Annotated in this window: 4 protein-coding genes; 3 read left to right on the forward strand and 1 reads right to left on the reverse strand. The window is 67.0% G+C overall.

The annotated features are described in order from the left end of the window. Positions 1 to 77 precede the first annotated feature (77 nt). Positions 78 to 863, reverse strand: coding sequence for an electron transfer flavoprotein subunit beta/FixA family protein (locus ACIBJI_RS36155; RefSeq protein WP_364359644.1), 786 nt, complete (start codon positions 861 to 863; stop codon positions 78 to 80). 219 nt (positions 864 to 1082) lie between these two features. On the opposite strand from ACIBJI_RS36155, the gene ACIBJI_RS36160 reads away from it, so the two are divergent. The 3 genes from ACIBJI_RS36160 to ACIBJI_RS36170 are packed head-to-tail and all read left to right on the forward strand — an operon-like array spanning position 1083 to position 4680. Then, the gene (locus tag ACIBJI_RS36160; protein ID WP_364359647.1) at positions 1083 to 1886 is read left to right on the forward strand and encodes a class I SAM-dependent methyltransferase; all 804 of its coding nucleotides are present in this window, start codon (positions 1083 to 1085) and stop codon (positions 1884 to 1886) included. Next, positions 1883 to 3415, forward strand: a complete 1533-nt coding sequence (locus ACIBJI_RS36165; protein WP_364359650.1) for a glycoside hydrolase family 57 protein — start codon at positions 1883 to 1885, stop codon at positions 3413 to 3415. The genes ACIBJI_RS36160 and ACIBJI_RS36165 overlap by 4 nt, the downstream gene beginning before the upstream one ends. 11 nt (positions 3416 to 3426) lie before the next feature. Beyond that, positions 3427 to 4680, forward strand: a complete 1254-nt coding sequence (locus ACIBJI_RS36170; protein WP_364359653.1) for a glycosyltransferase family 4 protein — start codon at positions 3427 to 3429, stop codon at positions 4678 to 4680. The last annotated feature ends 169 nt before the right edge of the window (positions 4681 to 4849 follow it).

Genomic DNA, 4849 nt, shown 5'->3' on the forward strand with positions numbered 1-4849 from the left:
GCTACGCCCTGCGTGGTCACGCTTCGCTACCTCCTCCGGGCGCTGAACTCACACCGCGGGCACAGTCTCGGGCGGGATCAGATGATCTTCTGACCGACCAGGTACGCGGCGATCTTGGTGCCGCCGTCGCCCTCGTCCGCGATCTTCTCGCCCGCGGTGCGCGGGGGCTTCGGGGTGGCCGCGGTGACGGCGGTGCCCGAGTTGGCCACACCGACGGTCGACGGGTCGACGCCCAGGTCGGCCAGCGTGAAGGTCTGCACTTCCTTCTTCTTCGCGGCCATGATGCCCTTGAAGGAGGGGAAGCGCGGCTCGTTGATCTTCTCGGTGACGCTGACGATGGCCGGGAGGGTGGCCTCCAGCTTGAACACGCCCTCGTCGGTCTCCCGCTCGCCGGTGATCTTGTCGCCGTCGACGGTCAGCTTGCGCAGGTGCGTCAGCTGCGGCAGGCCCAGGTACTCGGCGATGATCGCGGGGACCGCACCGGAACGACCGTCGGTGGCCTCGTTGCCCGCGATGACCAACTCGACACCCTCGACCTGGCCCAGCGCACTGGCCAGCACCCAGGCGGTCTGCACGGCGTCGGAGCCGTGGATCGCCGGATCGTTGATGTGGATGGCCTTGTCGGCGCCCATGGACAGCGCCTTGCGGATGGCCTCGGTGGCCCGGTCCGGACCGGCGGCCAGCACGGTGACCTCGCCGCCCTGGGCCTCCTTGATCAGCAGCGCTTCTTCGACGGCGCGCTCGTTGATCTCGTCGAGGACGGCGTCGGCGGCTTCGCGATCGAGGGTGAAGTCACCGTCGGTCAGCTTGCGCTCGGACCAGGTGTCGGGAACCTGCTTGATGAGTACGACGATGTTCGGCATCGGTCTTCGTCGACCTCCTGTTCTGGTTACACGTGTGTGGTGGTCGCACGAGCTGCGCCGTACGTCCTTGTTTGTAGCTCAGGGCGTGACACTACCCTACGTTAAGTTACTCATGGGTAACTTAGCGGCTCAGCTCTCAGAACGGCGATCCTGGCGATAATGCGCGGATCCCCCGGGTGCGGGTGCCCCGCAATATTCAGTACCAGTAACGTCGGAGCGATGAGCGAGGCTGTGATCCCTGCCGCAGTAGGCACGACCCCGGGCATTACTCCCGAGTCGGCCGTGGAGCCGTTGCCGCTGACCGGCGAGCGGACCGTACCCGGCATCGCCGAGGAGAACTACTGGTTCCGTCGGCACGAGATCGTCTATGCGCGCCTGCTCGAGCGGTGTGCCGGAAAAACGGTGCTGGAGGCCGGATCCGGTGAGGGTTACGGTGCGAACATGATCGCCGATGTCGCCACCAAGGTGATCGGTCTGGACTACGACACAAGCGCGGTCGAGCATGTGCGCTCGCGTTACCCGCGGGTGGAGATGATCCAGGGCAATCTCGCCGCGCTGCCGCTGGAGGACGAGTCGGTCGATGTCGTGGTGAATTTCCAAGTGATCGAACACCTCTGGGACCAGGGCCAGTTCATCCGGGAATGCCTTCGGGTGCTGCGCCCCGGCGGCGAACTGCTGATCAGCACGCCGAACCGGATCACCTTCTCCCCCGGCCGTGATACCCCGCTCAACCCGTTCCACACCCGCGAACTCAATGCCGATGAACTCACCGAACTGCTCGTCGACGCGGGTTTCCGGGTCACGCTAATGACCGGCGTGCACCACGGGCCGACCCTTAAGGCGTTGGACGCCAAGCACGGTGGCTCGTTCATCGACGCGCAGATCGAGCGTGCGCTGGCCGGACAGCCGTGGCCCGCCGAGCTGACCGCAGATGTCGCCGCGGTCGCCATCGACGATTTCGCACTGATCACCGAGGACATCGATGCGAGCCTCGACCTGGTCGCCATCGCGGTGAAGCCTTGAGCAGACAAGAAGTTCCCGGCCAGTTCACCCTGGTCCTGCATTCCCACCTGCCCTGGCTGGCCCACCACGGCCGCTGGCCGGTCGGCGAGGAATGGCTCTACCAATCCTGGGCCGCCTCTTACCTTCCGGTCGTCGATGTACTGAGAACCCTTGCCGCAGAGGGGCATTCGCATCTGGTCAGCCTCGGGATCACACCGGTGCTCGCCGCCCAGCTCGATGATCCACATTGTCTTGCGGGCATGCATCATTGGCTCGGCAATTGGCAGCTGCGCGCCGACGAAGCCGCGATGGCGGGCAATGTCGCGCTCGGCAGACATGAGCACCGACTGGCCGCGGCGGCACTCGCGGAATTCGAACTGCACTGGCGCCATGGCGCGGCGCCGGTGTGGCGGCAGCTGATCGACGCCGAGGCCATCGAACTGCTCGGCGGCCCGCTCGCGCACCCGTTCCAGCCCCTGCTACACCCGCGGCTGCGCGCGTTCCAGCTCAGCGAGGGGCTGATCGATGCCAGGCAGCGCTGGGGCCACACCCCCACCGGCATCTGGGCGCCCGAATGCGGCTACACCCCCGGTATGGAGACCGGATACGCGGCCGCGGGCGTGACGCATTTCATGGTCGATGGACCCGCATTGCGTGGCGATACCACCTTGGGCCGCCCGGTCCGGGAATCGGATGTGGTGGCCTTCGGGCGGGATCTGCAAGTGAGCTACCGGGTTTGGTCGCCCAAGTCCGGCTATCCGGGGCAGAGCGCCTACCGTGACTTTCATCACTATGACCATGCCACGGGTCTCAAGCCCGCCCGCGTCACCGGCAAGACGGTCGCCGGCCCGGACAAGGCGCCGTACGACCCGGAACTGGCGGCCGCGGCGGTGGTCCGCGATGTCGACGATTTCGTGCGGACCGTGCGCGAACGGCTGATCGACGAATCGGCGCGTATCGGGCGTCCGGCCCTGGTCGTCGCCGCATTCGATACCGAATTGTTCGGGCACTGGTGGCATGAGGGTCCGCAGTGGCTGGCCCAGGTGTTGCGGGCATTGCCCGAGGCGGGCGTCACCGTCGGAACGCTGGCCGATGCCAGAGCGCGCGGGTTCGTCGGCGAGCCGGTCCCACTGGCCGATTCGTCCTGGGGTTCGGGTAAGGATTGGCGGGTGTGGGCCGGCGACCAGGTCAAAGACCTGGTGGAACTGAACGAAGATATCGTCCGCCTCACGCTGGATACAGTCGACAAAATGCGGGCCGCGGACGGCGGACCCGCACTGCGCGACCCGGTTGCCGACCAACTGCTGCGCGAAGCCATCCTCACTGTCTCCAGCGACTGGGCATTCATGGTCAGCAAGGACTCCGCGGCCAGCTATGCACGCGACCGGGCGCACCGACACGCCCACGCCGTGCGGGAAATCGCCGCCGCTGTCGGGGCGGGCCAAGTCGCCAAAGCACACCAGTTGACGGCAGGATGGGGGGCGGCCGACGGGCTGTTCCCGAGTTTGGACACCCGGCGGCTGGCGATCGCGGACCGAGACTCCGCCTGATAAGGACATTCATGAAAATCTTGATGGTGTCGTGGGAGTACCCACCGGTTGTGGTCGGTGGGTTGGGCCGCCATGTGCATCACCTGGCGGTCGAACTGGCCGCGGCCGGTCACGAAGTGGTCGTGCTCGCCCGCCGCCCCTCCGGCACCGACTCCGTGACCCATCCCACCCACTCCTACATCGCCGAGGGCGTGTTGGTGGTAGCGGTCGCGGAGGATCCGCCGTGTTTCGACTTCGGCGAGGACATGCTCGCCTGGACGCTGGCCATGGGCCATGCCATGGTGCGCGCGGGTGTCGCGCTCGGCAAACCCGGCATCGGCGACGGCTGGGTCCCGGATGTCGTGCACGCGCACGATTGGTTGGTCGCGCATCCGGCGATCGCGCTGGCCGAGTACTACGACGTGCCGCTGGTATCGACCATCCACGCCACCGAGGCCGGGCGGCACAGCGGTTGGGTCTCGGGTCGGGTCAACAAGCAGGTGCATTCGGTCGAATGGTGGCTGGCCAATGAATCGGACGCGCTGATCACCTGCTCGACCTCCATGCAGGACGAGGTGGAGCGACTCTACGGGCCCGAGCGGGTACCGATGACGGTGATCCGCAACGGAATCGATGTGGGCGCGTGGACTTTCCGGCCGCGGGCACCGCGCACCGGTCCGCCACGGCTGCTCTATGTGGGTCGGCTGGAATACGAGAAGGGCGTGCAGGACGCGATCGCCGCACTGCCACGCATCCGCCGCGCCCACCCCGGCACCACGCTGACCGTCGCCGGTATCGGCACCCAGTTCGAATGGCTGCGCGAACGCGCCCGGGTGCATCGGGTCGCGCGCGCGGTGACCTTCGCCGGTCAACTCGATCACGAGGAACTGCTCGGCTGGTTGCACGGCGCCGATGCCATCGTGCTGCCGAGCCGCTACGAACCCTTCGGCATCGTCGCACTCGAAGCGGCCGCCGCCGGTACCCCGCTGATCACCTCCACAGCGGGTGGTCTCGGCGAGGCCGTCATCGACGGCGTCACAGGCGCATCCTTCGAACCGGCGGATGTGGACGGCATCGTCGAAGCGGTGCGCGCCACCCTCGACGATCCGGCCGCCACCCAACACCGCGCCTACGCCGCGCGCGAACGCCTCACCGCCGACTTCGCCTGGGACGTCGTGGCCGCCGAAACCGCCCTGGTCTATTCCTCGGCCAAACGCCGCGTCCGCAACCCGCTCGGCCGCCCCACCATCATCGAACGCCCCCTCCCCGAGCGCGATCCGAAGTAGCGCCTAGGGCGTGTTTCATAAGTGCTGAGGGGTGATCGCCGCCGTCGTGATTGCGGCTGAAAGTCGTTGCCGGAGTGGGTGTGTCGATGCCGTGAGATGGGTGAGGTCTCCGGTAGATGGGTTCAGCGACCAAGCAGAACCTGAATACCGGAGACCTCGTGGCCAGCGT

It is taken from the genome of Nocardia sp. NPDC050408, from assembly GCF_044458905.1.
Taxonomy (GTDB): Bacteria; Actinomycetota; Actinomycetes; order Mycobacteriales; family Mycobacteriaceae; genus Nocardia.

Coding starts and splice junctions, on each gene's coding strand:
- ACIBJI_RS36170 (WP_364359653.1), top strand. CDS start 3,427: ATGAAAATCTTGATGGTGTCGTGGGAGTACCCACCGGTTGTGGTCGGT.
- ACIBJI_RS36160 (WP_364359647.1), top strand. CDS start 1,083: ATGAGCGAGGCTGTGATCCCTGCCGCAGTAGGCACGACCCCGGGCATT.
- ACIBJI_RS36155 (WP_364359644.1), bottom strand. CDS start 863: ATGCCGAACATCGTCGTACTCATCAAGCAGGTTCCCGACACCTGGTCC.